General features: G+C 55.0%; 20 protein-coding genes. 7 read left to right on the forward strand and 13 right to left on the reverse strand.

The genetic code is table 11. The annotated features are described in order from the left end of the window. Nucleotides 1–46: 46 nt before the first annotated feature. Nucleotides 47–3,880: a YhdP family protein gene (locus tag CAP48_RS12205; RefSeq protein ID WP_100697084.1), complete on the reverse strand. Its 3,834-nt coding sequence runs from the start codon at nt 3,878–3,880 to the stop codon at nt 47–49. 91 nt (nt 3,881–3,971) lie between these two features. On the opposite strand from CAP48_RS12205, the gene glnE reads away from it, so the two are divergent. Further along, nucleotides 3,972–6,779: a bifunctional [glutamate--ammonia ligase]-adenylyl-L-tyrosine phosphorylase/[glutamate--ammonia-ligase] adenylyltransferase gene (gene glnE, locus CAP48_RS12210; protein ID WP_100697086.1), complete on the forward strand. Its 2,808-nt coding sequence runs from the start codon at nt 3,972–3,974 to the stop codon at nt 6,777–6,779. A gap of 91 nt (nt 6,780–6,870) precedes the next feature. Then, nucleotides 6,871–7,542: an epoxyqueuosine reductase QueH gene (locus CAP48_RS12215; RefSeq protein WP_100697088.1), complete on the forward strand. Its 672-nt coding sequence runs from the start codon at nt 6,871–6,873 to the stop codon at nt 7,540–7,542. 255 nt (nt 7,543–7,797) lie between these two features. Here the strand turns inward: CAP48_RS12215 and CAP48_RS12220 are convergent, their stop codons facing one another. From CAP48_RS12220 to clpB, 5 genes are all read right to left on the reverse strand, one after another. Continuing rightward, entirely contained in the window at nt 7,798–8,325 is a 528-nt protein-coding gene (locus tag CAP48_RS12220) for a biopolymer transporter ExbD (RefSeq protein ID WP_100697090.1), read from the reverse strand. Between the two features lie 17 nt (nt 8,326–8,342). Then, nucleotides 8,343–9,137 (reverse strand): MotA/TolQ/ExbB proton channel family protein, encoded by a 795-nt coding sequence (locus CAP48_RS12225; RefSeq protein WP_100697092.1) that lies wholly within the window; start codon nt 9,135–9,137, stop codon nt 8,343–8,345. A gap of 15 nt (nt 9,138–9,152) precedes the next feature. After that, nucleotides 9,153–10,028, reverse strand: a complete 876-nt coding sequence (locus CAP48_RS12230) for an energy transducer TonB (RefSeq protein ID WP_100697094.1) — start codon at nt 10,026–10,028, stop codon at nt 9,153–9,155. A gap of 440 nt (nt 10,029–10,468) precedes the next feature. Next, on the reverse strand, nt 10,469–10,678 hold the full coding sequence (locus CAP48_RS12235; protein WP_014750808.1) for a cold-shock protein: 210 nt from the start codon (nt 10,676–10,678) through the stop codon (nt 10,469–10,471). Nucleotides 10,679–10,966: 288 nt separating this feature from the next. Further along, on the reverse strand, nt 10,967–13,564 hold the full coding sequence (gene clpB / locus CAP48_RS12240) for an ATP-dependent chaperone ClpB (RefSeq protein WP_100697194.1): 2,598 nt from the start codon (nt 13,562–13,564) through the stop codon (nt 10,967–10,969). Nucleotides 13,565–13,789: 225 nt separating this feature from the next. Here clpB and CAP48_RS12245 point away from each other — a divergent pair, with 225 nt between their 5' ends. From CAP48_RS12245 to CAP48_RS12255, 3 genes are all read left to right on the forward strand, one after another. Further along, on the forward strand, nt 13,790–14,395 hold the full coding sequence (locus tag CAP48_RS12245) for a PIN domain-containing protein (protein WP_100697096.1): 606 nt from the start codon (nt 13,790–13,792) through the stop codon (nt 14,393–14,395). 99 nt (nt 14,396–14,494) lie between these two features. Next, nucleotides 14,495–15,280 (forward strand): NRDE family protein, encoded by a 786-nt coding sequence (locus CAP48_RS12250; RefSeq protein ID WP_100697098.1) that lies wholly within the window; start codon nt 14,495–14,497, stop codon nt 15,278–15,280. Nucleotides 15,281–15,352: 72 nt separating this feature from the next. Further along, the gene (locus CAP48_RS12255; protein WP_100697100.1) at nt 15,353–16,285 is read left to right on the forward strand and encodes a LysR family transcriptional regulator; all 933 of its coding nucleotides are present in this window, start codon (nt 15,353–15,355) and stop codon (nt 16,283–16,285) included. A gap of 41 nt (nt 16,286–16,326) precedes the next feature. Here CAP48_RS12255 and CAP48_RS12260 read toward each other — a convergent pair whose 3' ends face one another. From CAP48_RS12260 to CAP48_RS12275, 4 genes are all read right to left on the reverse strand, one after another. Next, nucleotides 16,327–17,133: a transporter substrate-binding domain-containing protein gene (locus tag CAP48_RS12260; protein ID WP_100697102.1), complete on the reverse strand. Its 807-nt coding sequence runs from the start codon at nt 17,131–17,133 to the stop codon at nt 16,327–16,329. Between the two features lie 209 nt (nt 17,134–17,342). Beyond that, nucleotides 17,343–18,116 carry an amino acid ABC transporter ATP-binding protein gene (locus tag CAP48_RS12265; protein WP_100697196.1) on the reverse strand — a complete coding sequence of 258 codons (774 nt, stop codon included), beginning with the start codon at nt 18,114–18,116 and terminating at the stop codon, nt 17,343–17,345. A gap of 151 nt (nt 18,117–18,267) precedes the next feature. Next, complete coding sequence (locus CAP48_RS12270) at nt 18,268–18,915, reverse strand: amino acid ABC transporter permease (RefSeq protein WP_100697104.1); 648 nt, start codon at nt 18,913–18,915, stop codon at nt 18,268–18,270. Between the two features lie 16 nt (nt 18,916–18,931). Then, complete coding sequence (locus CAP48_RS12275) at nt 18,932–19,615, reverse strand: amino acid ABC transporter permease (RefSeq protein ID WP_100697106.1); 684 nt, start codon at nt 19,613–19,615, stop codon at nt 18,932–18,934. Between the two features lie 162 nt (nt 19,616–19,777). Here CAP48_RS12275 and CAP48_RS20640 point away from each other — a divergent pair, with 162 nt between their 5' ends. Next, nucleotides 19,778–20,761 carry a FadR/GntR family transcriptional regulator gene (locus CAP48_RS20640; RefSeq protein WP_100697108.1) on the forward strand — a complete coding sequence of 328 codons (984 nt, stop codon included), beginning with the start codon at nt 19,778–19,780 and terminating at the stop codon, nt 20,759–20,761. A 43-nt stretch (nt 20,762–20,804) separates the two neighbouring features. Next, nucleotides 20,805–22,322, forward strand: a complete 1,518-nt coding sequence (locus CAP48_RS12285; RefSeq protein ID WP_100697110.1) for a UxaA family hydrolase — start codon at nt 20,805–20,807, stop codon at nt 22,320–22,322. Between the two features lie 111 nt (nt 22,323–22,433). Here the strand turns inward: CAP48_RS12285 and CAP48_RS12290 are convergent, their stop codons facing one another. The 3 genes from CAP48_RS12290 to CAP48_RS12300 are packed head-to-tail and all read right to left on the reverse strand — an operon-like array spanning nt 22,434 to nt 24,964. Further along, a complete protein-coding gene (locus CAP48_RS12290) occupies nt 22,434–22,826 on the reverse strand; it encodes a PPC domain-containing DNA-binding protein (protein WP_161495247.1) in 393 nt (130 codons plus the stop codon). A gap of 13 nt (nt 22,827–22,839) precedes the next feature. Then, nucleotides 22,840–23,403 (reverse strand): PCC domain-containing protein, encoded by a 564-nt coding sequence (locus CAP48_RS12295; RefSeq protein ID WP_100697114.1) that lies wholly within the window; start codon nt 23,401–23,403, stop codon nt 22,840–22,842. Then, nucleotides 23,390–24,964, reverse strand: a complete 1,575-nt coding sequence (locus CAP48_RS12300) for an acyl-CoA synthetase (RefSeq protein WP_192871330.1) — start codon at nt 24,962–24,964, stop codon at nt 23,390–23,392. The genes CAP48_RS12295 and CAP48_RS12300 overlap by 14 nt, the downstream gene beginning before the upstream one ends. Between the last annotated feature and the right edge of the window lie 9 nt (nt 24,965–24,973).

The raw sequence follows: 24,973 nt of genomic DNA on the forward strand, positions 1-24,973 counted from the left end.
TTAGTTCGCCACCTGACTTGGTCCAGCGCCTAATTTGGTTCAGCGCCTACTGGGACCGGTACAGTTCATCCACTTTCTTTTCGGCTTCGCGACTTTTCAATTCAGCGTCGCTGGGCAGCGCCATGTCGTTAAACAACGGCTTATCCCAATTTCCGGTGACATGATATTTTACCGTCAGCGCACGCTGCAATGGCGCCTGCAGCAGCCATTGCGTCAGAAAAGCGCCCACCCCGACCGCTGGATTGACGATCGTTCCGGCCAGCACAGAAGCGCCGCTCACATCCAGTTTGGGCACGACCACAGCCTGAAAGTCCAGGCTCTCGGTTTTCAGATTTGTCGCCCCCGAAGCCACGATGGCCGATGAGGGCCCATTTAACCGGAAATCCTCAACAAACAGACGACCGGCATCCAAACGCAGGCGGCTGCGCATCGTGTCAAAGGTCAGCCCCGACTGTACCGAATTGCCCAGCGTCTCGCCAAATTTCGGCAGCCGTCGGAACGATTGCAAAGACAATAGCTCCAACGCCTTGACAGCAGACGACTGCACGCTTTCCAGACGCCCCTGCTGCAGGCTGCCGCTGAGCGACCCATTGAGCATGGCCAGATCCAGATCCTGCACGTTTCTCCAATCAATTTCGGCATCCATTTGCCCGTTGCCGTTTTTTATGACGCCACCCCATTGATAGGTTTCAAGAAACCGGCCCAGGTCTGACACCACAATTTTGCCTTTCAGTTGCAGATCCTTTGCCGTGCCCTGCTGACGGATCGCGCCTTGTGCCGCGAGAGATCCTCCCTCGTTGACCAGGCTGAAGTAGTCAACCTGCCAGTCATTAGAATCCGGTAACGGGTAGCCTTTGAGTATCATCTGTCCCATTTCCTTGCCATAGACCGTCAGGCGCTTTACTGAAAAATCAAGACGCGGTAACGGTTGCGTTGTGCCCGCACGTGCCTTCGCAGCGTCGCTATCGGTTTGCAATGGCGTAGGCTTGTCGGCACGATCATTGACCGATTCAATGATATTCAAGGTATCGAGCCTGACGATCAGGTTACCCGGCGCCCTTGCGCGCACACCCGGGGCCCAGGTCCCACTACCCTGTACCTGATCGGCATTCAATTGCAGGTTCCATAGGCCACCCGTCTTGGTCGCCGCCAGCGTAGCGTCCGTCAGCGTTTGGCCTTTGACCAGAAATGCCGGCGTTTGTATGGCAACGTATGACACATCCGGCAAAATCTGCCGTTCACGATCAGTACTGCCGCTGTCGGCAAATTCGTCCACAATATCATCCCACGCCTGCGCATCCAGCGTCGGGTTTTGCGCCAGGACCGTCAGGCCCGGCTGGCCCAGCTCTGCGGCCCTGTTGACACCGATTGTGCCACGACTGAAATACGGTCCCTTGCTGCTATTAACATCGTGCTCTAGAATCGCTTGCGTGCGGGTGCCGTCAATGCGGATATCCAGGTAGCGCTTGCCGTTATCCTTGGCGCCGTCGTTTGCCCGCCAGATAATCGTGGTCGGCCAACGCGCCGAGGCTGGCTTGGACAGCCCATCAGGAAATCGAGTCGCCAGGCCCGACAGATCGGATTTGAATTGAACCTTTACCCGGCCCCCCGGCGAAAAGTGGACCTGACTGGTGTAATTGGTGCTGCCGCTAATACGCTGCATGCCTTGCACGGGTATCAATTGATGCAAGCCGGCAGCTGTCAGGGTGCCATTAATGGATAGCGGCTTACCGACGGTGCCGATGGGCCCGTCGAACACCACTTTACCGCCCAGCATGACACCCTTAACGGCTTTGGCCTGCAATTGCGTTTCAGTAAACGGCATTTCTCCTTCCAGATGCTCGGCCCATGGGAAATCCGGAGTGAGCCGGAAACGACCATCTTGCAGATGAATCGAACCGGATATTCGCGAGTTATCCGCATCTAGCACCGGAATGAACAGATCAATGGGAATAGTCCACTGGCCGCTGCCTTGTGCCTCATCCAGCACATTATTGATCAGATCGCCCAGCGGACTGATTTTTGTAAAGGTCAGGAAATCCTCGGCGCGTCCCTTTGCCTTTGCCTGCAAATCCACAGTGGTATTTTTCTCAAGACTGGAAACAACGCCATGGAACGCATCCAGATCCAGCCTTTGCCCGTCAGGCATGGTATAGAACGCCTGAACGGAGTCGATAATAATCTGATCATTCTGAAAATGAATGGTGCCGCTATCGGAATTGACTACCGGCCAGCGTTTGCCCCGGATATCCTTCTGGTGATAATTGAGCAGCAAGTCCGCGTAAGTCCCGCGCAGCCGAAAGCTGCCCGAGTCCGGCGCCAGACCGAAAGGGAAATCGTCAACAATGCCCTTGAGCTCAAATTCGGCCGAAGACAATTCCCCACTCTGAAAGGCGTCCTTGAGCCACTCACGCGCATCGGGATCCATCACATTAGGCAGATAATTGTGCAGATGTGGCAATGACACAGCCCGCAGCGATCCGCTCAAATCGACAATACCGTTATCGCTGTTGACATCGGAACGCCAGGTGCCCGCCCCTTCCATCTGCAAATCGCGGTTTTTTACTATCGCCCGGGTAAAATTGACTCGTGGTTCCTGCACAGAATTGCGACTGAAATCACCACGAACACTTGCCTCGTCAATCAACAGCGGGTTTTCGAATATCACCGGGTCTTTATAATAAAAGCCCCTGACGCTGGACTCGAACTGCACCGACGGGTAGCTGATGTTTTCGGTCGCCCCGGACTCATGCTCTGACACACGCCAGCGGTTGAACTCATTGACCACGCTTGTGAATGACGAGCTTAGTCGGGAGGTCAGGCTGTCTGCCGCGATAATAAACGCGTGATTGCGGATGCGATCTTCAATGCGAACCTTTTCCAGTCCATAGGCCACCATCATGTTTTGAGGCACATTGCGATCAATCTGCAGATCAACCACTGCATGCGAGACAAGGCCTGATTTTACTTTTGGCGGGATATCGAACCAGGGCCGGGCGGCCAGCACATCTGTATTAAGCACAGACACCCGCATATTGCCCGACCAGACCGGCGTTTGCTTGCCTGTACCGCTGTTCTGTACTTGTTTAACTGCGCCGCTGCCCTGCATTTGCCTGCCTGCACTACTGCCCTGAGTTGGTTTGCTCGCACCGCCATCCTGGGCTTGTTTGCCGGCACTGCTGTCCTGCTGCAGGCTGCTCAGTAACTGAATCGAATGACCGACGTGCGCCGGTAAACGAGCGCTGGCACTGAGCACCCGCTTTGTCCGGTTTTTTGTCAACTGCAAGGTGAAATCGGAAAGGGTAAACGGACCCGCCTGTGGCCGCGTCTGGTCAATCCAGCTAAAGCTGCCATTGAGCACAGTGATTTCCGGCAAGGACTGCAGCAAGTCCGATAGCGGCGCCAGCGTAATGTGACCGGCATCAACAGCCTCGGGGGTCGAATGCGCATTATCACTGTCCAGGCGCCGGCCAAGCAACCAGATCCGGTTCTGCCGGTCGCGCGTCATATTCAAGTGAATTTGCTGGATTTCTACAGCGGCTGGCTCCAATTGCAGCTGCAATGCGCTCGCCCAATCAAGGCTGGCAACGGCCTCGCCGACGGTCAACATGGGGGTATCGGTCGGATCGGCGGACTGGTCGGCGACTTGCAGCGCCCGCAATCGTAATCGCGGCACAATCCCCGTCCAGTCAATCGCCAATTTTCCTATCGTCACATGCTGGCCCGTTCGAGCGCTCAGCCGTTGTTCAATCTGCTCGCGAAAGTGATCGATATTGGGAGCAAAGACGAAACGGACAGCCAGTGCCGCCGCCATGGCCAGGACAATAAGCGCGATAAGGATGATGCCGGCGGATTTCAGCAGTCGATACGGCAAATTCACTCAGTGATTCTCGTGGGACGTGGGTCTGTTCATGGGGCAGTCTGGTTCGGGTATCATTATATACAGCATCCCGTCACCACATCGGCAACTCATGAATTGTATCCAATCCCTGCAAAGCGCGCTCTCCTGGTCCGGCTATCTGCGCCGCCGCCTTGATGCGCGGCCCGAAATCCAGCAGCAAATACTGGCTGACTCGGCAGAGCCCATTACCTCTGCCCGTATTGAGCAATGGGCGCAAGAGCTGGCCACGGCCGCGGAGGTTCCAGATACGCAGGCCTGGGAAATCGAGCACTGTCGACTCATCCTGCGCAAGTTGCGCAGCCGTGTGTTTGACACACTGGTTCTACGGGATACGAGCGGCGAGGCCACGCTTGAAGAGGTAACACATGCCATGTCCTTCCTGGCAGACTTCGCCATTGCCCAGGCGTACCGCAGCGTCATGACCGATATGATCCAGGTCCACGGTGCCCCAACGGATCCGGACACCGGCAAACCCATGGAAATGATCATTCTGGGAATGGGCAAATTGGGCGGATACGAACTGAATGTTTCGTCTGACATTGACTTGATCATGCTGTACCCTGAAGAAGGCGAAACTACCGGGCGGCGGCCACTCAGCCATCACGAATTTTATGGCCGCCTGACCCGGCGCATGATGCCGATCCTGTCCGATCAGGATGCCAACGGCCAGGTATTTCGCACCGATCTGCGCCTGCGCCCCGATGGCGACGCAGGCCCCCTGGCCTGGAGCCTGGACGCGCTGGAGAATTACCTGATCGCCCAAGGGCGCGAATGGGAACGCTACGCGTGGCTCAAGGCGCGTATTATCCAGGTACAGGCGCTCGAAGGCAGCGCCCCGGCGCCCTACGCGCAGCAGCTGGAAAGTCTGCGGCTTCCCTTTATTTATCGCAAATATTTCGACTTTGATACGCTGGCCTCGCTACGCCAGCTGCGTGAGCGGATCCGGCAGGACTGGCAGCGGCGGGCCCTGTCCAAAAATGGCGTCGACACCGTTCACAATATCAAGCTTGGGGAAGGCGGCATCCGCGAGATCGAGTTTGTCGTGCAATTGTCGCAACTGATCAAGGGCGGGCGCATGCCCACCATCCAGGAGCCTTGCCTGATTAAGGCGCTACACGCCGAAGTCAGCGCGGGGCTGATTGCAGAGGATACCGGCTGTAAGCTCGAAGAGGCATACCGCTTTTTACGCCGCGTAGAACATTTTCTGCAATACCGTGAAGACGAACAGACCCATCTGCTACCCAACGATCCGGCGCGCATGGCGGCACTGGCCTCGGTGCTGGGCTTTCCTGCAGCCGATTTCACCGCCAGGCTGGCTGCCCATCGGCAGTTTGTGGCGGATACTTTTCGCGATGCCTTTCGCATTGCCGGTCTGAACGATGACCAAAGCTGCGGCCAGCAACCACAAACCTGCGATACGGAGCACCGCGACGACAGAAACCTCGAAGACATTATTAAACAGCACTTTGCCGAACATGACTCGGACGATGTCGAGCATCGGCTTGAGGCTCTGCTAAGCAGTTCGCGCATTCGCAGTTTGTCCAACAGCAGCCGGGCTCGCCTGGAAAAACTGCTGCCCGCCGTTATCCAGGCCACCTCGCGCACGCCTTTACCTAACACGGCTTGCGCGCGACTATTCGATTTGATTGAAACCATTGCGCAACGTAGCGCTTACATTGCCCTGCTTGCCGAGTTTCCTGACACGCTGGCCCGTGTGGCGCGCATCATGGCGGCCAGCCCCTGGGCAGCCAGCTATCTGACCGCCAATCCGATTCTGCTCGATAGCCTGATTGAATGGAAGAGCCTGATGGAGCCGGTCAACATCGCTCTGACCGCCGAGCAGCTGGATAAAGAACTGGACGCTTGCGTTTTGCATGACGGCAGCCCGGATGTGGAACAGCAAATGAATGTCATGCGTGATGTGCAACGCCAGGTCAGCTTCCAGTTGCTGGCGCAGGACCTGGAGGGCGTACTCACAGTAGAAAAACTGGCTGACCAGCTCTCGGGGCTGGCCGACGCACTGCTGCAGGAAAGCCTTAAGCGGGTCTGGCCGCTGGTGCGACCAAAACAGATACCGCCGGACGATCCCCTCTATCACATGCCAAAATTTGCGGTGATCGCCTACGGCAAGCTGGGGGGCAAAGAACTGGGTTATGCATCCGACCTGGATCTGGTCCTGCTGTTTGATGACCCGGGCGACTATGCGCTGGAAGTGTATGCCAAGCTGGGGCGTCGTCTCAGTACCTGGTTGTCTAGCATGACGTCGTCGGGCCGGCTGTACGAGACGGATTTGCGGTTGCGCCCCGACGGAGATGCCGGCTTGCTGGCGGTTTCGGTTGATACCTTTGAAAAATACCAGCGCGAACATGCCTGGGTTTGGGAGCATCAGGCGCTGACGCGAGCCCGCTTTTCGGCAGGCGACCCCGAGATTGGCAAAACCTTCGAACGTATCCGCCGCGACATCCTTTTGCAGCAGCGCGATCCCGACAAGCTCAGACGGCAAGTGATCGAAATGCGTGCCAGAATTCGCGCCGGACATCCGAATAAAACCGAATTGTTCGATGTGAAGCACGATCACGGTGGGATGGTGGATATCGAATTTATTACCCAGTATTGCGTCCTTGCCTACGCGCACCAGCATAAGCAACTGTTGGAAAACCTGGGCAACATTGCCCTGCTCAATATTGCCGGTGAGGTTGGCATTCTGGACGCCGACCACGCCCGTAAAACGGCAGACAGCTATCGTGTCCTGCGACGCATGCAGCATGCCGTGCGCCTCAAAGGTGACGAAAAGGCCAGGATCGATCCTTCGCTGCTCACAGAAGAACGAGCTGCAGTATGTACGCTTTGGACTGATGTTTTCGGAGAAAACACTTGAAAATAAAGCGATTTCTTGCTGTAAACTGTCAATCTGCCCGGGAATATCCTAAAATGATGGATTGAGAAACCATTATCACCCCCTTATCGCCATGGTTACTGTTACCGATATTGAACGCCCCGCCCTTGCCCTGCCCGAAGGACACGGCAAAGTGCTGCTGCATTCATGCTGTGCCCCATGCTCGGGCGAAGTCATGGAAGCCATGCTTGCCTCGGGCATCAACTATTCCATCTTTTTTTATAATCCGAACATTCATCCCGTTCGTGAGTATGAAATCCGCAAGGAAGAAAACATACGCTTTGCGCAACAACACGGTATTGAATTTATCGACGCCGATTACGACGTAGATAATTGGTTCGACCGGGTCAAAGGGATGGAAAATGAACCCGAAAGGGGCATTCGTTGTACCGCATGCTTCGATATGCGCTTTGAACGCACTGCGCTGTACGCCCATGAACATGGTTTCGATACGATCACCAGTTCGCTTGGCATCTCGCGCTGGAAAGACATGAAACAGATCAATGGCTGTGGCGAACGCGCCGCTGCGCGTTATCCTGAACTGGTTTACTGGACCTACAACTGGCGTAAAGGCGGCGGTTCGGCCCGCATGATCGAAATCAGCAAACGCGAGGAATTCTATCAACAGGAATATTGCGGGTGTGTTTATTCATTGCGCGACACCAACCGTCATCGCCGCGCCCAGGGGCGCGAGCGAATCACCATCGGGGTGAAATTCTACGGACGGCAGGAAGAAACGCTATAAATCAGGCGTTGGCTATAACGCGTGGATATTTGCTGCCCTATTGCCGCCTCACTACCCTCTCTATAGCTGCTTTATCGCCCCTATATAGTCGCTCTATAACCACTCTATAACCGTACAAACGCCACCGCCAACACCCGCGCTGCAAGGGTACAAAAAAGGACTGAATCCCATACTTCACGGGTTTCAGTCCTTTTTTCATCTGGCACGCTATCTATATGACCACGCGTGCCGGACGCCAGTGCTTAATGCCATTCCTTATTGGGCTGGTGCTGCCGCTGCCTCCGCACCCGTTGCTGCCGGCGCCCCCGCTGGCGGCGTGGCGGCGGCACTATCCCCGGATTTTTCCGAACCACCAGCAGCGCTTTCGCTGCCCGGCTGAGTGATAAAGCCCAGTTTTTTCAATCCGGACCCTTTTGCCAGGGAAAGCACTTGCGCCAGTTCCTCATAACGCGTATCGGCATCAGCGCGAATTCGCAGTTCTGGCTGCGGGTCTTGCTTACCTTCGTTGACGAACATTTCCCTCAGGTCATTCTGTTCTACCGGTTCATCATTCCAGTAAATGGCGCCTGACTTGTCCATCGCCAGATCAATAATGACCGGTTCCTGCTCTACTGGCTTGCTGCTGACCTGGGGCAGATCGATTTTGATCGAATGCGCCATCAGCGGTGCAGTAATGATGAAAATCACCAGCAATACCAGCATCACGTCAATCAGCGGCACCATATTGATTTCGGTCATCGGGCTGGCCGAACCGTTTTTCTGATCAAAACTTCCAAAAGCCATGGCTATCTCCTGTTTGACTAACGGCCGCCACCACCACGCAAATTGCGCACTTTGGGGTGATGATGGCTTTCAAATTGCTGCCCGGTGGTCACAAACGCGTACAAATCGTGGGCAAATGCATCCAGGCGGGCGAGCATGACACGGTTGCGGCGAACAAAGGCGTTATAGGCCAGCACTGCCGGAATGGCAACGGCCAGGCCAAGGCCCGTCATGATCAGCGCCTCGCCGACCGGGCCGGCAATTTTATTGATTGTCACCCCGGCTTCTGCCATGCCAATACCGATCAGGGCATGGTAAACACCCCACACGGTTCCGAACAACCCGACAAACGGCGCCGTGGAGCCAATGGAACCCAGGATAGACAGCCCGTTCTCGGCCTGCGCGGTTTCTTCGTCAATCACCTTTTTCATGCGGCGTGCAATAAATTCCGAGTTGCTGCCCAGCTCAGCCAGATTGCTGGCCCCATAACGGCTATGGTGATCACGCGCATGCAGAGCCTGGTCTGCAAGCCGTGAAAAAGGATCGCGAGCGCCAAATTTATGCAGATCCTGATCAACCTGATCCAGCGATTGCGAGCTCCAGAAACGTTGCAAAAACCGGTTGCCTCGGCGTGTGCCGGAAATATTCATTAAGAGCTTGACGACGATAAGATACCAGGTCACCAATGCCATCAGGACAAGGATGCCGAACAGTGATTTTCCCACGATATCGCTTTGCATCAGAAAATCCAGGATGCCGGGCCGTTGCGGTTCAACGTCCGTTACGGCTTGCGCCAAGGCGATGTAGGTGGATGACAGCCAGGGGGTAGTCATGATGAATAAATTCCTTTATTGAAAAACAATAGGTATATCGGCAATGGATTCACGCGGAACGCCATTTTCACTATAGGGTTTGAAACGCGCACGACGCACCGCACTCAGGGCCGCATCGTTCAGCGAATCATAGGGCAGTGCCTGGCGCAGACTGGCGCTTTTCACAGTACCGCCCGTTGTGATATGTACCCGCACAATAACCGTACCGGATTCGCCGCGCATTTTTGCCGAACGTGGATACGTGGGTTTGGGCTTTACCAGATAGCTCACCGAAGACACGACCTTGGGCGCCTGGTTAGGCTGAGCACCCGATGGCTTGTTGCTTGCACCATTTTTAGACCCGACCGGTTTGAGCGAGATATTACGATCTATCTTGATATTGGACAGGTCTGGTGCCGGTTTCACTGCGGGCTTCGGTTCTGGCTTGGGCTTGGGCTTAGGCACAGGCTTGGGTTTCGGTTTCGGCTTCGGTTTAGGTTTGGGCTTGGGTTCCGGTTTTGGCTCGGGTTTGGGCACAGGCTTGGGTTCTGGCTTGAGTTCATACACCGGCTCCGGAACGGGTTCTGGTGGCGGGATAATTTCTTCAGGGACAGGCTCGGGCTCCGGCTCGGGTTCTGGCTCCGGTTCAGGAATGGGTTCCGGCTCTGGCTCGGGTTCCGGCTGCGCCTGCGGCTCGGGTGGAGGCGCCACTTCTTCGCCTTTTTGCGGTGGCCGTACCGGCTCATCAATAATCGTTACCTGTACTGGTGCGTCCTGCGCTCTCACTATAGGCGGCGTCAGATCCAGTGTTCCAAGCCAGGCAACACCTGACAGTAACGCCAGTGCAGTTGCCAGACCGGTAAGCCGGAAAGCCAGAGGAACTGCGGTGGAAGAGTTTGATACGTTAAACATGCTCAAAATGCGTGCCTTGTGCAGGCAGTTACAGCAGACAGCGCTCGGGTCGGGTACCGTACCGAGCGAGATACATGTGCCAGTACAAAGGCAATATACATCTGCAGGTCAGCCTGTTATTGTAATAATAACTATTCTCATTTTCAATAAAAATTTTGCTCTGTGCCAAATAATTCATTAGGTTAAGGTAACGGCAGAGTACTATGTGGTGTGATTGCCCTATATTGTGTGTCACCAACAGCGCGAAACCAACGCGAACCACAATATAACGTCGCCTACTGTAAGGCGCGGCCAAACCAGTTTATATCCCTTTTTTTTGTATCTTTTTGTGATCAAATCTTCGAAAACAACAAAACTGCCTGGGATGTTGCCGATTTTCCACAAATTTCGGACAAAAAAATACCGCCCGTGGGCGGTATTTCTTGTGAAGCGCAGCTAAATTACTTGGCTGAAACTTCTTTAGCCTGAGGGCCTTTAGGACCTTCAGCAACCACGAAAGTCACTTCCTGGTTTTCTTGCAGTGATTTGTAGCCGGTGCCGATGATGTCTGTGTGGTGCACAAACAGATCTTTACCACCAGAGGCGGGCTTGATGAAACCAAAGCCTTTCTCGTTATTAAACCACTTTACAATTCCTGATTCTGTCGACATGTCGATTTCCTGATATATAAATAAACTGAGATAAAATCCTATCTCTTGGGACAAGACTTCAAGGAGACGACACATACAAACAGTACCGCTGTAACCAGAAGCCTAATTCGTTTAACCGAAGTACGGCTTCCTTTAACTTGAATATCTTATGTGTGACACTATGTCGGTAAAAAGAATCTGTGTCAATGAATTTTTATGCACTGGCACCAATACAACTGTCATTAAATCTTCATTTATACAAAAAAAGCCCGGGACCACCCCGGGCTTTTTTATCACGAACCAACTGCGTCAGCCCGTAACCTCAATGTTTTCGCGGCTGAACACAAAGGCATCGTCTTTGACGTCGACCAATACCGTATCGCCAGGCGCGAACTGACCCTCCAGAATTTTTCTGGCCATGCTATTTTCAACATGTTGTTGAATTGCACGTTTCAAAGGTCTAGCACCGAACACCGGGTCAAATCCGCTTTTGGCCAGCATGGCCAATGCCGCATCAGAAATATGCAAATGCATATCCTGACCCGCCATGCGCGTTGCCAGACGATCCAGCTGTATTCGCGCGATAGAGGATATCTGCGAACTATCCAGCGAGTGAAATACGACCACCTCATCAATGCGGTTCAGGAATTCAGGCCGGAATGCCTGTTTGACGTCTTCCCATACCACTTCCTTGATCGCATCATAAGACTCACCGGCCATACTCTGGATATGATGCGAGCCCAGGTTCGAGGTCATCACAATCACGGTATTGCGAAAATCGACCGTTCGCCCCTGCCCGTCAGTCAACCTGCCATCATCCAGAACCTGCAGCAGAATATTGAAGACATCAGGATGAGCCTTTTCCACCTCATCCAGCAAAATGACACTGTATGGCTTGCGACGAACCGCTTCAGTCAGATAACCGCCTTCCTCATAGCCCACATAGCCGGGAGGCGCGCCAATCAGCCGGGCCACGGAGTGCTTTTCCATGAATTCGCTCATATCGATGCGAACCAGATGCTCTTCTGAGTCGAACAAGAAGCCGGCCAGCGCTTTGGTCAGCTCGGTTTTACCCACCCCAGTTGGGCCCAGGAACAAAAAGGATCCATAAGGCCGTGAGGGATCAGACAATCCGGCGCGTGAACGCCGGATCGCATCAGCAACCAGCGTGACCGCTTCGTCCTGTCCTACCACCCGCTTGTGCAGGAAATCTTCCATAGCCAGCAGTTTTTCCCGCTCGCCCTGCATCATTTTGGATACGGGAATACCTGTGGCACGCGATACCACTTCTGCAATTTCCTCGGCCCCCACTTCGGTCCGAAGCAAACGAGGCTTCTCCTTGGTAGACTCTTCCGATTCGGCCGCCTTCAGGCGACCTTCAAGTTCCGGCAAACGGCTGTATTGCAGCTCAGCCAATTGCTCGTACTGACCCTTGCGCTGAAACTCTGCCATCTGCGCCCTGACCTTCTCGATCTCTTCCTTGATCGATTGCGCGCCCTGCACTGCCGCTTTCTCAGATTTCCAGATCTCTTCGTAATCATTGTACTCGCGTTGCAGTTTCTCAAGTTCATCTTCAATGACCTTGAGCCTGCGGGCTGAGGCATCGTCCGTTTCTCTGCGCACGGCCTCGCGTTCGATCTTCAGCTGAATAATGCGACGATCCAAACGATCCATCACTTCAGGCTTTGAGTCGATTTCCATGCGGATACGCGCAGCGGCTTCGTCGATCAGGTCAATGGCCTTGTCGGGCAGGAAGCGGTCGGTGATATAACGATTGGACAGCTCTGCTGCCGCCACAATAGCCGGGTCGGTGATATCAACGCCATGATGCAGTTCATAGCGCTCCTGCAAGCCGCGCAATATGGCAATTGTGGACTCAACATCGGGTTCGTTTACCAGCACTTTCTGGAAACGCCGTTCCAGCGCCGCGTCTTTCTCAATGTACTTGCGGTACTCGTCTAATGTGGTTGCGCCTATGCAATGCAACTCGCCACGCGAGAGCGCAGGTTTGAGCATATTGCCCGCGTCCATGGCGCCTTCAGCCTTGCCGGCCCCGACCATAGTGTGAAGCTCGTCGATAAAGACAATATTGCTGCCATCGTCCTGGGCCAGCTCCTTGAGCACCGCCTTGAGGCGTTCCTCAAATTCACCACGATATTTGGCGCCGGCCAGCAATGCAGCCAGATCCAGCGACAACACGCGTTTGCCACGCAGGGTTTCGGGCACTTCATCGTTGATAATGCGCTGCGCCAGCCCTTCGACGATCGCCGTTTTACCCACACCGGGCTCGCCGATCAGCACCGGGTTGTTTTTGGTGCGACGCTGCAGGATCTGGATTGCACGGCGAATTTCGTCATCTCGGCCAATAACGGGATCCAGCTTGCCCGCGCGAGCTCTTTCGGTCAGGTCCGTCGTATATTTTTGCAATGCCTGACGGTTGCTCTCGCCTTCCTGGTCCTGGACCGCAGCGCCGCCGCGGACCGCCTCGATAGCCGCTTCCAGGGCCTTTTTCTGCAGGCCCGAGTCGCGCAGGATTCGCCCTGCCTCGCCTTTGTCGTCGGCCACGGCCAGCAAAAACAATTCACTTGCAATAAAAGCATCGCCGCGCCGGGCCGCTTCCTTGTCGGTCGCAGTAAGCAGTGCATTGAGCTCGCGGCTGATCTGCACATTGCCATCACCGCCCTGCACCTGCGGCAGCGACTTGATAGCGCTATCCAGCGCCGGGCCGACACGGTTGACGGCAACGCCGGCGCGCGCCAGCAAACTGCCGGCGCCGCTGTCGGTATCGTTCAGTAGTGCCGATACCACATGGACCGGTTCGATGTATTGATTATCGTTGCGCCCCGCAAGACTTTGGGCATCAGCAAGCGCCTGTTGAAATTTCGTGGTTAATTTGTCAAATCTCATGATTGTTCCCATGTCATTCATTACGGCCATGCATATATGGCCAGGTTGCTTAATACATAATGGCAACTACCCACATTTCAAGATGTAATACAACAGCGTTTTTGACCAAAGATAAAGAACGTCGCCCGAACACAGTACCACAGCCGGTACAATCAATTTTTCAACTGCTTTGATTGACGTTCAATGAATTCAGGCGTTACCCACACCGCTGTACGTGCTCCGATAATGACCCCTGGCAACGACCTGCTGCCCCAGTGTGCTGTTCTGGACACCTGTGTCCTGATGTCAACCGTCCTTAAAAATTTGTTGCTGCGCCTGGCGCAATCGGGCATGTTCGAGCCGGTATGGGCCGACTATATCGGACAGGAATGGCGTCGCAATGCCAGCCGCGTATGGACCGTGTCCGACGACGAAATCTCCCTGCTATGGCAGGACATGCAAACCGCATTCCCCCGCGCCGATATGGGGATTGTGAGCGCCTTTGAAACCGGCCTGACCAAAAGCGATCCCAAGGACTGGCATGTTATTGCCGCCGGCCGTGCCGCGCTGACCTTATACCCGGGTCGTTCTGTATGTATTCTGACCCGAAATCTGAGGGACTTCAACCGCAGCGAGCTGCGTCTGCTCGGATTGTCCCTGTACGAGCCCGACCAGTTCCTGATCAAATGCTACGAACGGGACCCAGACCGGTTCATGCAATTGCTGGACCGGGTTCCGGACGATGCCGTCAAAATCGGCCGACCGCGTGAGCCGCTGCAGACCGTTCTGAAGCGAGAACGCCTGTTTCGCCTGAATAACCTGATCAAGCACGATGCCGATGCGGCCGCCTGATCAATGCGTATGCTATCGGGCAACACGGCAATACCGCTGTCTGATCAATGGGTCTGCTGCAACACCATCTCTTAAAAACAGTCATGAAGGACACTTGCCATGTGCATCATCTATCTGTCTATTGCTAAAGATCCCGACTGGCCACTGTATATCGCGGCCAACCGTGACGAATTTCATGCCAGGCCGACGCGGGCAGCCGCGCCATGGGATGCCAATCATGATATTTTTTCCGGGCTTGACCAAAGCGGTGGCGGAACCTGGCTGGCGATCAACCGTAACGGTCGCTTTGGCATGCTCACCAACTTTCGCGACCCGTCGGGTGTCATCTCGCAAGCACCGACCCGGGGTCTGCTGGTAAGCGATTTTGTCGACGGCGATATGACTGCCGGCGACTATGCCGAACGCGCATGGAAAAACGGCAGCGCTTATAACGGCTTCAACCTGATCGTAGGCGATGTGTCCGAGGTTTACTATACCGGTAACCGCCACGATGCCCCACCCCAAAAACTGGCGCCTGGCAGCTATATATTGTCCAACCATCTGCTGGATACCCCGTGGCCCAAAGCCGAACGCCTGCGCCACGGACTGGATGCGCTAACGCCCGACTGTGGCCCCGATGCTCTGCAGCAGGTATTTGCGCTGCTTAAAGATACGACGCCAGCGCCCGACGAAGCCTTGCCGTCTACCGGCATCGCACTGGAGCGCGAACGTCTGTTGAGCAGCCCATTTATCATCAGCGAAGACTATGGCACCCGCTGCTCCACCATTATTGCAGTCGATCGCGCGGGCGAGGCCATCTTCAGCGAACTGAGCTATGCGCCCGATGCGACGCAAACCGGCCGCCGCGACTGGTCGTTCAGCATGCTCGCCCCGTATCGCTATTGATTGCGCAGCGCCCTGGCATTGGCGGTACAATGAACGGGTTAACCACTCAATCTGACACTGTACGCGCAAGCCATGGATCGTTTCACCCAATTGGAAAGTTTTGTCGCCGTTGCCACGCTTGGCACCCTCTCGGCTGCAGCCAAGCAGCACGGCATTGCACCTGCCATGATGGGCCGACGCATCGATGCGCTGGAAGAGCGCCTTGGGGTGAAATTGCTGATTCGTTCCACGCGCAAGCTCACCCTCACACCGGAAGGCCACGCCTTTGTCGAAGAAGCCCAACGCATACTAAAGGACCTGGCTGAAACCGAGAGCCAGATTACCCAGGGCAAAGTCAAAATTGCCGGCCCATTGCGCTTGACTGCGCCAGCCGGCTTCGGAAGGCAGCATGTGGCCCCGCATATTCCGGATTTTTGCCGTCGTCATCCCGACATCCGCGTCACGCTGGATCTGACCGACAGAATCATCGATATGTTCGAAGAACAGTATGACTGCGCCATCCGCATTGGCGATCTGCCGGACTCGCAGCTGATAGCCCTGAAATTGGCCGAAAACCGCCGCGTCGTGGTCGCCTCTCCCGCCTACCTTGAACGCTTCGGCACGCCAAAGGTGCCGGCTGACCTGGTCAAGCACGAGTGTCTGTCTTTCGGACCGCAAGGCAGCCAAAGCAAGGGATGGCTGTTCAGGGAAAAAGGCAACAACACGCAGGCTTTCAAACCCACCGGCAGGCTCGCCTGTTCCGATGGCAGTGTGCTGCACGAATGGGCGCTGCACGGGTTCGGCCTGTCATGGCGGTCCTTATGGGAGGTGCAGGCCGATCTGAATGCCGGCCGACTGGTCACGGTGCTGGACGATTACGCAACCTCGCCCAACGGGATATATGCCGTGCTACCCAACCGCAAGCACCTGCCGCAGCGAACCCGCAGCTTTATTGATATGCTCAAGCAACATTACGCGACCGACGGGTATTGGGACGCGCTGACCCATCCGGCAACGCCGGTCTGAGCTCTCGGCGCGGCATGCACGTCAGGTGCCTGCCGCAACCGCTATTTTGCGTCGGCTAACAGATCGTCCGGCAGATCAGTGCCGTGATATTTCTTGAAAATCGTATTCAATTGGCCATTTTTCAAGTTCTCGCGTACCAGTTCATTGATTTTTTCCTTCAGTTCAGGGTTGTTGCGCGCCACGCCGATACCCATTTTTGACGTGGACATCACAACCTTGATATCCAGGGCCTTGGCCGGATCCTTTTTATTGAGTGCGGCAATAATCGAAGGCGCAGTCGAAAAAATACTCGCCTGACCGCTGGTGATCGCGGTAATGGCGGTCGCATCGTTTTCAAAACGCACAATATTGGTTCCCGGTGGCGCCAGCCTGGTCACGTTCTGGTCATTGGTGGTGCCCCGCGCCGTGACCACAGTCTTGCCTGCCAGATCTTCCATCTGCTTGATGGGAGCATCCTTGGGCGCCCCAATCACCGACTGGATCACCGCATAAGGTACGGAAAAATCAACTACCTTGGCGCGCTCAGGCGTAATCGACAAACTTGAAATCACAATATCGGCCTTATTGGTAAGCAGAAATGGAATCCGATTGGCCTGGGTGGTTGGGACAATTTGCAACTTGACGCCCAAGTCCTTTGCCAGCAGATTGGCCGTTTCAACGTCTGAACCCACCTCCTTCATGGCGTCGTTCTTCATGCCGTACGGCGGAGCGCTCAGATCAATGGCGACCCGCAACACTTTCTGCTGCATGATTTGTTCCAGCGTATTGGCACCGGCGGGCGCCGCCGTGCCCAGCAGCGCCGTGCCAATGGTCATTGCCGCTATTGCGGGCTTAAGTGAATAAATCATTATTGTCTCCTGAGTGGAATATTGTTTTATTACGAATCAACAAAAAAGTACGTTTTAGTTTTAATAAAGCGCCCGCTTAGCCTATAGCGCAGACGGGATCAAAGAGTCGGTTCAGCTGCTTAACCGCACGCCGGATTAAAGAGTCGGCTTAGCTCCTTTACTGCAGACCGAATGAAAGCGGCCGTTCAGCATCTTTACTGCAATCAGGATTACAGACCGTTATCCAGAAAATGCTTTAACTCAGGGGTTTGAGGATGACGGAGCATATCCGGCCCGCCCTGTTCATGGATTTTTCCCTGGAACATATAAACAATGCGATGCGCAACCTTCATGGCAAATGCCATTTCGTGCGTCACCAGCACCATCGTCATTCCTTCGCGCGCCAATTTCTCAATCACACGCAATACCTCGCCGGTGAGCTGTGGGTCCAGCGCAGAGGTCACCTCATCGAACAACATGAGTTTGGGGCCCATGGCCAGTGAGCGGGCAATCGCAACACGTTGCTGCTGCCCGCCCGAGAGCTGTTCCGGATACATCTGACTTTTCTCAGACAGGCCAACCTGCGCCAGTACGGTTTGGGCAATTTCCTTTGCCTGGCCCTTGCCCATTTTTTTGACCGACGTCAGCGCAAGTGTGATATTGCGCTCTACAGTCAGATGCGGAAACAGGTTATAGCTTTGAAAGACAATACCGACATCCTGACGCAGCATCTTCAGATCGGATTTGGGGATATCGGCGCCGAAGGTGTGTCCGCATACGGTTACCGATCCCTTATCGATCTGCTCCAGATGGTCCATGCAGCGCAGCGCCGTGCTCTTGCCAGAACCGCTCTGGCCAATAATGGCAATAATTTCGCCGGGCCTGACGCTAAGGTCTATTCCCTTGAGTACGTGATTGTCTCCAAACCACTTATGGACATTGTCCAGACGCACAATGTCATTTGAAATAGCACTGCTCTGGCTGGCAAGCTCGGCGGACACCATGTCATTTGAAATAGCAGCGCCCGGATCAACAACCCCGGCAGGATCTGACTGAACGCCAAACGTAGCGGCGACGTTACTGCCGCTACGGATCGGTGGCGGCGGCTGCGAAGGCACTGAGTTCATAACTGGCTCCTTATTGTGATTTTGCCGTTCAGCCGCGAGACACGTTCAGCTTACGCTCCAGCTTCAGGCTCAGGCGCGACAACGGATAACAAATAATAAAATACAAGACCGCGGCAAGCCCGAAGTAAAGAAATGGCTGGAACGTCGCGTTATTGAGGATTTTCGCGTTATAGGACAGTTCGGCAAAACCGATAACCAAAGAAGCGATCGAGGTGTTTTTCACGATCTGCACCAAGAATCCTACGGTGGGCGGCACGGCAATACGCAGTGCCTGCGGCAAAATCACCTGGAACATACGCTGAAGGCGGCTCAGGCCGAGGCACTCTGCAGCTTCCCACTGGTTTTTCGGCACCGACTCGATGCAGCCGCGCCAGATTTCACCCAGAAATGCCGATGACTGAATGCTCAAGGCGAGCACGGCAGCCGTCAGCGCCGGTACCGACGTAAAGCCCAGGATGGTGGGGCCGTAAAAACAGACGCCCATCAGCACCAGTAGCGGCGTCCCCTGAATCGCTTGAATGTAGGTAAAGGCCGCGCCGCGGACAATGGGATTGCCAGACACGCGCATCAGTGCGATCACCAGCCCCACTGCACTGGCAAACAGAAATGTCAGGACGGACAGTACAAAGGTGCCCCAAGCCCCCTGCAACAGAAAAACCAACTGTTCATGATTCATCGTTCGGCGCTCCGATTCAAAGCAACGTGCCCAGGCGACGCCTGCGTACAAAAAGCAACTTGGCCAACATCCAGAAAATAGCCCGGACCATCAGCGACATGGCCAGATAGATCCCCCAGAGAACGATAAACACTTCGAAATTGCGGAATGTCATGGATTGCACCTGACCCGACACACCGAACAAATCTTCGGTCCCTACCGCTGACAGCACACTGGTCACCAGCATGAGCAAAATAAATTGGCTGGTAAGGGCCGGATACACCCGTTCGAGGGCCGGCACCAGGATAATATGCCAGTACACCTGCAAAGGCGATAACCCCAGGCACTCGCCGGCTTCGCGCTGGCTGCGCGGCACCGATTCAATACCGGCCCGCACAATCTCACAGGTGTAGGCGGTAATATTGATGACAAGCGCAAGAATGGCGCCGACCAGAATCGGCATGGTCAGCCCCACGCTAGACATACCGAAAATCAGAAAATAGCTTTGGATGATCAGTGGCGTATTGCGAATAATTTCGACATAGGCGCCGACCGTTTTGCTAAGCCACGAAATCGACGAACTGCGGGCGATCGCACACATGACCCCCAGAATAAACCCGGCCAACGTGGACCAGAACGACATGACAACTGTCGTGCGTGCCCCTTCAAGGAAAAACTGCCAGTACGCAAAGACAGAGCTGAAATCGAATTCATAAGTCATGTCTGATCCGCTTTTGACCTTAGTGAAGTAAGACATCCTACACGCACTAATTGGTAAAACCACTTATAGAAAACCCTATGAAATGTCTATCTACGCCACAATTGGTTTGACCACTTAAGTTGAATCCCCTATATTGGGTTTAATTGGATTTCAATTGAAAATATGACTACCGACATGTCTTCCCCGTCGCGCAAAATAGCGGCAAGAGCCTATCTGCAGACTGCTGCGCAATTGCGTACGGTTATCGCCGATTTGCAACTGGACCCCGGCGCTCGCCTGCCGTCGGAAAGAGAACTTGCACAACAGTTGGGGGTATCGCGCCCAACGCTGCGCGAAGCACTGATCGTTCTGGAACTACAGGACGAGGTTGAAATTCGCATCGGCTCGGGCATCTACGTTAAAAATAACGCCGTTCATACAGCGTCAGCGGGACAGCGGGACAATACCAGCGCAGGACGGGTAGACAATGCTCGTGCGGGACAGACGGGCGAAATCGGCTCAGGACGGGTGGACAATGCCAACGCAGAAGAGCCAGCCAATACCGGCGCCAGCAATGCACATGGTATGGATTCGCCGCAAGCGGATCAGCCGGTAACAGACCCGCCTGTCAATACCCGTCTGGCTCTGACGCAAGATATATCGTTAGCCGATCCGGACAGCACTCCTGATGCCCACGCGGCCCTGATGCTGCACAGCATTGCCGAAGACAGCCCGAAAGAAGTCAACCAAATGCGCTATTTTCTGGAATCTGCCGTGGCTGCCGAAGCGGCCCGGTTCATGTCGGCCGATCTGCGTAAAACATTGCGAAAGAGCCTGACCGACATGCAGACGGCAATGGCGCAAAGCGATTTGTCGACCAATGCCCGCATGGCCGATGCAGACCGGCTTTTTCATACGACACTGGCGCAAAGCTCGGACAATCAACTAGTCATACAAACCATTACCAGCCTGTTCGATCAGCGCTACCGGCCGATCGCACGCACCATGCACCGGCATTTTGACGACCAGCAGGCCTGGCTGGCGGCCATGCAGGAGCATGAGCAAATCTGCCAGGCGATCGAAGAGCGCGACCCGTTGCAGGCGCAGGCCGCCATGCAACGCCATTTGACCCGCGCCCACCAGCGCCTGATGACCATCATCGGCTAACACACGACCAATTATTGCTTAAAATGAAATCCAGGGGGATCCAATGAAGAAGACGATACGACTGCACGCCAATGATAATGTCATTATTGCAACTGAACAGCTGATGCAGGGCAATACAGAGGATGGAATCGACATCCTTGGGCTGGTTCCCGCCGGACACAAAATAGCCACCGAGGACATCGCAAAAGACAGTCCAGTGCGTCGCTATAACCAAATCATTGGCAAGGCCACGCGCGACATCCGCTGCGGCCAGCATATCCATACACACAACATGAGCATGATGCAGTTCGAGCGTGATTACGACTTCGGTTCTAATACCAAGGAAGTGTCAGTCAACGAAAATGCCGACCAGTTCATGGGATATGTGCGGCCAGACGGTCGGGTTGCAACGCGCAACTTCATCGGCATTCTGACCTCTGTGAACTGTTCGGCGACCGCTGCCAAGGCAATCGCTGATTATTTCCGCCGCGACATCAACCCCGCAGCGCTGGCAGACTTTCCCAACGTTGATGGCGTGGTCGCCCTGCCCCATGCCACTGGCTGTGGACACGCTGCTGAGGGCCTGTTTGTGGAAACCCTCAGGCGCACCCTGGTCGGCTATGCAAAACACCCTAACTTTCATTCGGTGCTGATGGTTGGCCTGGGCTGTGAGTCCAATCAAATCTCGGCGATTCTTGCATCCGGAAACATGAAAGAGAGTGTCAACCTGCAAACCTTTACCATTCAGGATACCGGCGGCACCGCGAAAACCGTCGCCAAGGGCATCGCCGTAGTCAAGTCCATGCTGCCTGCCGCCAACGACGTTCAACGCGAGCCGGTTTCCGCCTCGCATCTTACCGTGGGCCTGCAATGCGGCGGCTCCGACGGCTATTCGGGCATTACCGCAAACCCGGCGCTGGGTGCGGCGGTTGATCGTCTGGTGCGCGCCGGCGGCACCGCCATCCTGTCGGAAACACCCGAGATTTATGGTGCAGAACATCTGCTGACTCAGCGCGCCGTCAGCCGCGAAGTCGGAGAAAAGTTGGTAGCCCGCATCAAATGGTGGGAAGATTATTGCGAACGCAATTTTGCTGAAATGAATAACAATCCGTCTGCCGGCAACAAGGCTGGCGGGCTAACGACTATCCTGGAAAAGTCGCTGGGTGCGGTGGCCAAGGCCGGCACCACCAACTTGAATGACGTTTACGAGTACGCACAGCCCGTGACGGCAAAAGGCATGGTGTTTATGGACTCGCCCGGATTTGACCCCGTATCAGCAACCGGACAGGTCGCCTCGGGCGCCAATCTGATTTGTTTCACAACCGGCCGCGGCTCGGCTTACGGCTGTACCCCCTCGCCTTCGCTCAAGCTGAGCACCAACAACGCCTTGTGGCAACGCCAGGAGGAAGATATCGATATCAACTGTGGCACGATCATCAGCGGCGAGGAAACCATCGATACCCTGGGCGAAAAAATCTATCGCATGATGCTGGATGCGGCATCCGGCAAAAAAACCAAGAGTGAATTGCACGGCTATGGACAGAACGAATTTGCGCCATGGCCGTTGGGTGTCACAATGTAAGCGCGCATAATATCGCTTGTTGGGGCCGATGACATCAAAGCCCGGGGCGTCGCCGTCATACGACGCCATGGGCCGGTCCCAGGCATATCCCGCCTCGTCAAGCGACCCGGCTTAATCCAGCCATTCCTGGACCATGACTTCGATCGTGATACACACGGGGGAACTGCCTTTGACGAACCTGCCGGCAAACACTTCGCCCGCATTATTGGCCACAATCCCGTAGAGTTCCACTTCGGTATTTCCATCGCGATCACAACGCACATGTCCGTGCATGCTCAGAATCTCCACCGCGAATCCTTGCACATTAATCGTGCGCGGCACGCCTTCATCGGTCATGACTTCCAGACCGGACTTGAACAGACTGCCAAGCCCACCTTTAATAACGCCCTGGACGATCTGGTGCTCGCGGCAGAGGTCTTCCATGCCGGTGACAAGATCGTCATTGCAGAAAAACCTGGCATTGACCACACGCCCCGCACGACATTGCCTGATAGCCGATTGCATACGTCTTGTTCCTTTACCGTTCAGGTGGTACACGTTCATGCTCGTGCGCAGCGGGCACTGCAACACAGTCTGCGGCACGCTCCATATTTCCCGCCAATTGCGGATGAAATACATACATGCCAGAGGTGGCATCCAGCCTGGCGACATATTGAACCTCGCTCGTCGCCGTTATGTAAATACGTATCCCGGTATGCCCCACAATGCATTGTTGCGTGTCCAGATGTCCGCCCTGCGTCAGGCCATGGTCGGTCACAAGACAGCCATGGCAATGCAACAGCGGCTTGTCTTGCCTGTCCTTTCCATATATGCCCATGGCCGAGATAAGTGTTGCACTGCCGGTGTGGTTGGGCGCGCCATATTGCGCGATGCGTTTTCCCGATGGATCAGGATATCCGGTGAAAAAAATGGCAGAAAGAAGATGCCCGCCCATCAAATCCAGATGCGCGCTTTGAATGTCGTGCCGGACGAATGCGTTTAACACGCAATCGCCGATAGATGCGCCTTCAGACAAATCAAGCACCCAATTGCTTTGGCCCGACCCGGCCAAAGACAGCACTCTTGAACTAAGCCGTTGCATCGTCCTGCACCATGCGTCGCAAGTCTTTTTTTACGATCTTCCCGTAGCCGGATTTGGGCATGGAATCCCAGAAGTAATATCTGGCCGGATACTTGTACCGCGCCACTTTTCCATTCAGATGCCGGTTCAGCGCTAAAGCGTCTGTTCTGCAGCCGCTTTTGCAGACTACCACTGCGGCACCGGACTCGCCCCATTTTTCATCCGGTACGCCAAACACGGCCACTTCGGAGACCGCGTTGTGGGTCAGCAAAGCCTCTTCAATTTCTCTCGGATACACATTCGAGCCACCGGAAATATACATATCGGACTGACTCCCGGTAATGTACAAAAAGCCTCGTTCATCCAGATAGCCCAGATCACCAGTATGGAACCATCCAAACCGAAATGCCTTTTCATTGGCTGCAGCGTTGTTGTCATATCCCATGCATACAGCCGGGCCACGCACACAAATTTCGCCTGTCATGCCGGCATCACAGCGGCGGCCTTGTTCATTCAGAATAGCGATTTCCATGCCGGTTCTAGCATAGCCGCAGGTGCCGATCCTGGCATCAGCGGCGGTATCGTCCGGCTGGTGCATATGCGCAGGCAGTACCGTGATATTGCCTGTCACTTCGCCCAGCCCGTAATATTGCACCAGCACCTTGCCCAGTTTGCTCAAGGCGTGTTTCTGGTCTTGGCGATACATGGGTGCACCGGCATAAATCACGTATTTCAATGATGAATGGTCAAACTGGTCGACCGCTGGGTCTTCGGTCAGCCGTTTGACAATCGTGGGCACCGTAAACATGTTGTCAACGCGATATTGCTCTACCAGCTGCCATGCTTCTGCGCAATCGAGCCGTGCCGAAACCGGCAATATGCTGGCCGCACCCCGGGCGGTATTGGCAATGGCATGAATTCCTGCACCATGCGACAGTGGCGCCACGACCAGCGAGCGCGAATGCTGGTCAATACCGGGCAGCAGATCAGCCAGGTGATTTGTAATCACAAACGCCATCTGCCCATGCGAGAGCACACCGGCTTTGGGGAGCCCGGTGGTGCCGGAAGTGAAGAAAAACCACAAGGGATCTTCATAATCCACCTGCACCGCCTCAAAACACCCGTCGCTACGGTGCTGCGCCAGCAATGCCTCGTAGCTGTGCTCGTTTTGTTGCGGCGCTCCAATGGCGACTACATGCCTGACGGAGTCTGCGGCGTGGCAGCAACTGCTGGCGTGGTCGGCGTAGCCATCGTCATAAATAACAATTGATGCCCGACTTGCAGAGGCAAGATAGGCAATCTCCGCCTCCGTAATCCGCACGTTGGTGGGAACCCAGATCGCACCCAGTTTGAAGGTTGCCCAGCAGCTTTCGAACAACTGCACGTTATTGGATGAATGAATCAGAATACGGTCGCCCTTCTTTATACCAAGCTGCCTTAGGGCATGGGCCAGCGAATCGACCCGGGCATTGAGCTGACCCCAGCTATAACTACGGTCACCATGAATAAGGCCGGGCGAGTCCGCAAAACGTAAACTGACATCCGTCAGAAAGTTACCAATATTTTTTACCGGCTTGAGCATGGCACGATT

It is taken from the genome of Advenella sp. S44, from assembly GCF_002810445.1.
In the GTDB taxonomy this organism is placed as follows: domain Bacteria; phylum Pseudomonadota; class Gammaproteobacteria; order Burkholderiales; family Burkholderiaceae_B; genus Advenella.

What these genes read in the sequence shown, in the direction of transcription:
- CAP48_RS12290 (WP_161495247.1), bottom strand. Translation starts at nt 22,826, where the DNA reads ATGCAATCGGCTATCAGGCAATGTCGTGCGGGGCGTGTGGTCAATGCC.
- CAP48_RS12275 (WP_100697106.1), bottom strand. Translation starts at nt 19,615, where the DNA reads ATGACTTATGAATTCGATTTCAGCTCTGTCTTTGCGTACTGGCAGTTT.
- CAP48_RS12235 (WP_014750808.1), bottom strand. Translation starts at nt 10,678, where the DNA reads ATGTCGACAGAATCAGGAATTGTAAAGTGGTTTAATAACGAGAAAGGC.
- CAP48_RS12300 (WP_192871330.1), bottom strand. Translation starts at nt 24,964, where the DNA reads ATGCTCAAGCCGGTAAAAAATATTGGTAACTTTCTGACGGATGTCAGT.
- clpB (WP_100697194.1), bottom strand. Translation starts at nt 13,564, where the DNA reads ATGAGATTTGACAAATTAACCACGAAATTTCAACAGGCGCTTGCTGAT.
- CAP48_RS12295 (WP_100697114.1), bottom strand. Translation starts at nt 23,403, where the DNA reads ATGCAACGGCTTAGTTCAAGAGTGCTGTCTTTGGCCGGGTCGGGCCAA.
- CAP48_RS12255 (WP_100697100.1), top strand. Translation starts at nt 15,353, where the DNA reads ATGGATCGTTTCACCCAATTGGAAAGTTTTGTCGCCGTTGCCACGCTT.
- CAP48_RS12250 (WP_100697098.1), top strand. Translation starts at nt 14,495, where the DNA reads ATGTGCATCATCTATCTGTCTATTGCTAAAGATCCCGACTGGCCACTG.
- CAP48_RS12245 (WP_100697096.1), top strand. Translation starts at nt 13,790, where the DNA reads ATGACCCCTGGCAACGACCTGCTGCCCCAGTGTGCTGTTCTGGACACC.
- CAP48_RS20640 (WP_100697108.1), top strand. Translation starts at nt 19,778, where the DNA reads ATGACTACCGACATGTCTTCCCCGTCGCGCAAAATAGCGGCAAGAGCC.
- CAP48_RS12230 (WP_100697094.1), bottom strand. Translation starts at nt 10,028, where the DNA reads ATGTTTAACGTATCAAACTCTTCCACCGCAGTTCCTCTGGCTTTCCGG.
- CAP48_RS12285 (WP_100697110.1), top strand. Translation starts at nt 20,805, where the DNA reads ATGAAGAAGACGATACGACTGCACGCCAATGATAATGTCATTATTGCA.
- glnE (WP_100697086.1), top strand. Translation starts at nt 3,972, where the DNA reads ATGAATTGTATCCAATCCCTGCAAAGCGCGCTCTCCTGGTCCGGCTAT.
- CAP48_RS12225 (WP_100697092.1), bottom strand. Translation starts at nt 9,137, where the DNA reads ATGACTACCCCCTGGCTGTCATCCACCTACATCGCCTTGGCGCAAGCC.
- CAP48_RS12265 (WP_100697196.1), bottom strand. Translation starts at nt 18,116, where the DNA reads ATGGTGTCCGCCGAGCTTGCCAGCCAGAGCAGTGCTATTTCAAATGAC.
- CAP48_RS12220 (WP_100697090.1), bottom strand. Translation starts at nt 8,325, where the DNA reads ATGGCTTTTGGAAGTTTTGATCAGAAAAACGGTTCGGCCAGCCCGATG.
- CAP48_RS12215 (WP_100697088.1), top strand. Translation starts at nt 6,871, where the DNA reads ATGGTTACTGTTACCGATATTGAACGCCCCGCCCTTGCCCTGCCCGAA.
- CAP48_RS12260 (WP_100697102.1), bottom strand. Translation starts at nt 17,133, where the DNA reads ATGATTTATTCACTTAAGCCCGCAATAGCGGCAATGACCATTGGCACG.
- CAP48_RS12270 (WP_100697104.1), bottom strand. Translation starts at nt 18,915, where the DNA reads ATGAATCATGAACAGTTGGTTTTTCTGTTGCAGGGGGCTTGGGGCACC.